A 5,095-nucleotide genomic window follows, 5' to 3' on the forward strand; every position below is an offset into this window, starting at 1 on the left:
CCAAACCACAGAAGTATGCGACGAGAAAACCTAGTAAAAACAATGCCAGTCAGGCTTAACTGACTGGCATTAGCCCCTGGGCCCTTTTTTTCATCAATCTGTTATCTGGGCGTCAACGAAGTGTCATGCCGCCCTCCTAGTCTGCACTCAGGATACAAGGGAGGGCCGTGATGAACAAGATCCAGCAATGGGACCTGCGGGTGTGCCGTGTCTGCCTGCTCCACCCCTACAATCAGCCGCAGGCCAGGATAAGCCGGCTTGTCTCCCGTACCGGTGACGGCCCCCTCTATGCCGTGGCGGCCTGCCTGCTCTGGTGGCAGGGGAGCGCCGGGCAGGAGGCGGTCAGGGTGGCGCTCTGGGCGTTTGCCCTCGAGTTGCCGCTCTACCTGCTGCTCAAGAATGCCCTCAAACGCCAGCGCCCGGCAGGGCTGCCTGTCTTCATCACCCCGTCGGATCGTTACAGCCTGCCCTCGGGCCATACCGCGGCCGCCTTTCTGATGGCGACCGTACTGGCCGCCAGTTTCCCGCTCTGGGCACCGCTGCTGTTTGTCTGGGCCGCGCTGGTGGGGGCGTCCCGCCTGCTGCTCGGGGTGCATTATCTGAGCGATCTGGTGGCCGGGGCGCTGCTTGGCGGTGGTTGCGCCCTCTGGGCGCTGGGTTGGAGCCAGGGATGAGGATACTGTTCGGCGTTCAGGGGACCGGCAACGGCCACATCAGTCGTAGCCGGACCCTGGCGCGCGCATTGAAGAGCAGGGACGTGGCGGTGGACTATCTGTTCAGCGGGCGCGCCGCCGACGGTTACTTCGAGATGGGGGAGTTCGGGGATTATCGCACCTTCCCCGGTATCACCTTCGCCAGCCATCAGGGGCGCATCTCGGGCTGGCGTACCCTCAAGGGACTCTCTCCCCTGCGTTTCTGGCAAGATCTGCGTGCCCTCGATTGTCGCGAGTACGATCTGGTCATCAGCGACTTCGAGCCGCTCAGTGCCCATGCAGCTCGCCGCTGGGGCAAACCCAGCCTCACCATCAGCCATCAGGCGAGCTTCGACTGGCCGATCCCGCGCTGGGGGGAGAGCGGCTTCAACCGCCAGCTGATGCGCCATTTTGCGCCGGTACGCCAGTCCCTGGGGCTGCACTGGTTCCATTTCGGCCAGCCCCTGCTGCCTCCCATCGTCGATCCCCTCGAGCCGGTGCCGGACAACCAGCAGATCCTGGTCTATCTGCCATTCGAGCAGACAGAGACGATCGCGGCCCTGTTGTCGCGTTTCAGCACGCAGTCGTTCATCTGCTTCCATCCCGAGGTGCGCAAGCGTAGCGAGTGGCGCAACATCCGCTTTGAACCTCAGGCCAGAGAGGGGTTCAAGCTGGCGCTGGCCGGTTGTCGCGGGGTCATCAGCAATGCGGGATTCGAGCTTGCCTCCGAGGCGCTCTCCTTGGGCAAGAAGCTGCTGGTCAAACCCCTGGGTGGCCAGTTCGAGCAGTTGACCAACGGCAGGACCCTGGAGCTGATGGGGCTGGCCCAGTTGATGGACAGCCTGGATGCCAATGCGGTGCGAAGCTGGCTGGAGGCCCCTTCTCCTGGCAGGGTACGCTATCCCGATGTGGCAGGAGAGCTGGCCGACTGGTTGCTGGCCGGGGCCGGGGAGGAGGTGGGGGCGCTCTCCCGCCGCCTCTGGGGCAGGACTCTCTTTCCGGAGGAGGTGTGTGACAGCCTGGGGGAGCTTGCCAGCCGTACCGGCCAGGAGCGTCCCTGGTTATCCCAACTCAGCGCCTTTGACTAAACTGAGTCGATCCCACCACGGAGAGGACGGACAGCATGCGCTTTACCAATGAAAACGGCGACACCATGACTCTGGCAGACAATCTCACCCTGCATGAGCTGCTCGACATGGGTGTCAGCATTTCGGTCTGCGAAGAGACGGATCCGGATCAGCAGATCTGGCTGGCAGAACCCGAAGACGAGCAGTGAAACCAGCCAGTTTTTGACGGCCCACCCCCTCGAGGTGGGCCGTTTATTTTGTTCCTGACCGACGCGGGCAGCATGATCCGCTGGTTGTTCCCCCCAGGGCCCCTCTTTGTTGCCCGTCTGGTGGCCAAGTCACTGAATGTTAATAGCTGTTTGAAATTTATGACTGTTATGGCCAGACAAAGCCGTGGACAAGCGTTCACGGGCGGGTTAAGTTGGTTTTTCACCCGCTTTTCGGGTGAATGATGGAAAACCCCTATTTTTCTACTATCGACGGCTCCGAACTCGCCTGATCTGCCTGCAGACAACAACAAGACTCGGATCGGCGCTGCCGGGAAGCAGCGGACTGTCGATAGCTTTCGCTTAACGGAGCAAAGCCTGGAGGGCTTTATCATGGAGATGTTATCAGGCGCCCAGATGGTGGTTAGAGCGCTGGAAGATCAGGGAGTGGAACACGTTTTCGGCTACCCTGGTGGCTCAGTGCTCGACATCTATGACGCTCTCTTCGAAAACGGCAAGATGGAGCATGTCCTGGTGCGGCACGAGCAGGCCGCAGTGCACATGGCGGACGGTTACGCCCGCTCCACCGGCAAGGTGGGCACTGTGCTGGTGACCTCGGGTCCCGGCGCCACCAACTGCATCACGGGGATCGCCACCGCCTACATGGATTCCATTCCCCTGGTGATCCTGTCCGGCCAGGTGCCGACCAGCATGATCGGGGAGGATGCGTTCCAGGAGACCGACATGATCGGCATCTCCCGCCCGGTGGTGAAGCACAGCTTCCTGTGCAAGAAAGCCAGCGACATTCCCGAGGCCATCAAGAAGGCCTATTACATTGCCGCCAGTGGCCGCCCGGGGCCCGTGGTGGTGGATCTGCCCAAAGACGTGCAGAATCCGAAAGAGAAGTTCCCCTATCAGTATCCCGAGTCCGTTTCCCTGCGCTCCTACAATCCGACCAAGGCCGGACACAAGGGCCAGATCAAGCGGGCTGCCAAGCTGCTGACCGAGGCGAGCCGCCCGGTCATGTACGTGGGTGGCGGCGCCATCAACGCCAATGCTGATCACCTGGTGACCAAGCTGGCGGAGCTGCTGAACCTGCCGGTGACTACCACGCTCATGGGGCTGGGCGCCTTCTCCGGCACCCATCCGCAATTCATCGGCATGCTCGGCATGCACGGCACCTTCGAAGCGAACAAGAGCATGCACAACGCGGATCTCATCTTCGCCGTGGGTGCCCGCTTCGATGATCGCGTGACCAACAATGTCAGCAAGTTCTGCCCCAACGCCACCATAGTCCACATCGACATCGACCCCACCTCCATCTCCAAGACGGTACAGGCCCATGTGCCCATCGTCGGCTCGGTGGAAACCGTGCTGGAACAGATGCTGGAAGTGATCCGCGAGTGCGGCTTTGACAACGACAAGCAGGCGCTGGCGGACTGGTGGGAGCAGATCAACCAGTGGCGCTCCCGCAACTGCCTGGCCTACGAAACCCATCCCACCCTGATCAAGCCGCAGCAGGTCATCGAGACTCTCTACAAGGTGACCAAAGGGGAGGCGTTCGTGGCTTCCGACGTGGGCCAGCACCAGATGTTTGCCGCCCTCTACTACCCGTTTGCCAAACCGCGCCAGTGGATCAACTCTGGCGGTCTCGGCACCATGGGCTTTGGCATTCCCGCCGCCATGGGGGCCCAGTTTGCCAACCCGGAAGCCGTGGTCTGCTGCGTCACCGGCGACGGCTCGGTGCAGATGAACATCCAGGAGCTCTCTACCTGCATGCAGTACGGGGTGCCCATCAAGATCATTTCCATCAACAACCGTGCGCTGGGCATGGTCAAGCAGTGGCAGAAGATGTTCTACGGTGGCCGCCACAGCCACTCCTACATGGAATCCCTGCCTGACTTCGTCAAGCTGGCGGAAGCCTATGGCCACGTCGGCATCGCGGTGAGCGATCCGGCGGAGCTGGAGAGCGCCATGGAGAAGGCCTTTGCCATGAAGGACAGACTGGTGTTCATGGACATCTCGGTCGATCCGGACGAGCACGTCTATCCGATGCAGATCAAATTTGGCGCCATGGACGAGATGTGGCTGAGCAAGACGGAGAGAACCTGATGAGACATATAATTTCCGTTCTGCTGGAGAACGAATCCGGTGCCCTGAGCCGTGTGGTAGGCCTCTTCTCCCAGCGCGGCTACAACATCGAGACCCTGACGGTGGCCCCCACCGAGGATCCCACCCTGTCCCGCATGACCATCGTCACCATGGGGGATGAGCGGGTACTGGAGCAGATCCAGAAGCAGCTGCACAAGCTGGTGGACGTGCTCAAGGTGTGCGATCTCAGCGAAGGGGAGCACATCGAGCGGGAGATCGCGCTGGTCAAGGCGCGCGCCGCCGGTGGTGCCCGTGACGAACTGAAGCGGCTGGCGGACATCTTCCGTGGCCAGATCGTCGACGTCACCCCCGAGCTCTACACGGTGCAGCTCGTCGGGACCAGCGAAAAGCTGGACGCCTTCATCAAGACGGCTGCCCAGACCAACGAGATCATCGAAGTGGTGCGCTCCGGTGTCTGTGGCATCTCCCGGGCGGACAAATCCCTGCGTCCCTGATGTGGCCGGATGTGAAAATAGCTGTTCAAGGGCTCTTCGGAGCCCTTTTTCGTGTCTGGCAGCGTTGCGGGCAAGTGGGGGCGCCGGTAGGGATGCTGGCCACAGCATCAGGAGGTTATCGAGGGGGTGAAAGAGAAGGGGGAAGAGAGGGGCTTCACCTGTCATTTTCTTTCAAATGATCGGTAAACTATCCACAAAAGCTGTGGAAAACTCTGTAGATTAGCGGTGTGTCTGGCGTTAGTCGCATGATCTTAAAGGGATATTTCAATTTGATCCTGGCTGGATCGCATTTGTGCAATCCCCTGGCGAGGGTGTGAGCGTTTGCTTATCCCTCGTGCCTTGCCAAGGGCGGAACGCGGATCTGTTCGTGGATCCGGACGGGATCCCGACCTGATCTAGCGGATCAACATTTCTGGGCGCGAGCCATAAAAAAACCCGCCTCTCGGCCAATGCTGTTCACTTAAGAGAATTTGAGTTCCAGTCCACGTAGTATCAGGGCTAAAAAATGGTTCTTCGCGGGATCT

Annotated in this window: 5 protein-coding genes; all 5 read left to right on the plus strand. The window is 60.6% G+C overall.

Annotated features, from left to right (window positions below):
- Nucleotides 1-170 precede the first annotated feature (170 nt).
- The 5 genes from OKC30_RS19775 (at nt 171) to ilvN (ending at nt 4,571) form a co-directional block, all read left to right on the plus strand.
- Nucleotides 171-674 (plus strand): phosphatase PAP2 family protein, encoded by a 504-nt coding sequence (locus tag OKC30_RS19775; protein ID WP_039041177.1) that lies wholly within the window; start codon nt 171-173, stop codon nt 672-674.
- Nucleotides 671-1,780, plus strand: coding sequence for an MJ1255/VC2487 family glycosyltransferase (locus OKC30_RS19780; RefSeq protein ID WP_270809768.1), 1,110 nt, complete (start codon nt 671-673; stop codon nt 1,778-1,780). Before OKC30_RS19775 ends, OKC30_RS19780 begins: the two co-directional genes overlap by 4 nt.
- Before the next feature lie 35 nt (nt 1,781-1,815).
- A complete protein-coding gene (locus tag OKC30_RS19785) occupies nt 1,816-1,968 on the plus strand; it encodes a hypothetical protein (protein WP_010673158.1) in 153 nt (50 codons plus the stop codon).
- Nucleotides 1,969-2,358: 390 nt separating this feature from the next.
- Nucleotides 2,359-4,077 carry an acetolactate synthase 3 large subunit gene (locus OKC30_RS19790; protein WP_039041176.1) on the plus strand — a complete coding sequence of 573 codons (1,719 nt, stop codon included), beginning with the start codon at nt 2,359-2,361 and terminating at the stop codon, nt 4,075-4,077.
- Nucleotides 4,077-4,571, plus strand: a complete 495-nt coding sequence (ilvN, locus tag OKC30_RS19795) for an acetolactate synthase small subunit (RefSeq protein ID WP_010673160.1) — start codon at nt 4,077-4,079, stop codon at nt 4,569-4,571. Before OKC30_RS19790 ends, ilvN begins: the two co-directional genes overlap by 1 nt.
- The last annotated feature ends 524 nt before the right edge of the window (nt 4,572-5,095 follow it).

The sequence above is a fragment of the Aeromonas sp. QDB18 genome, from assembly GCF_027705325.1.
Taxonomy (GTDB): domain Bacteria; phylum Pseudomonadota; class Gammaproteobacteria; order Enterobacterales; family Aeromonadaceae; genus Aeromonas; species Aeromonas caviae.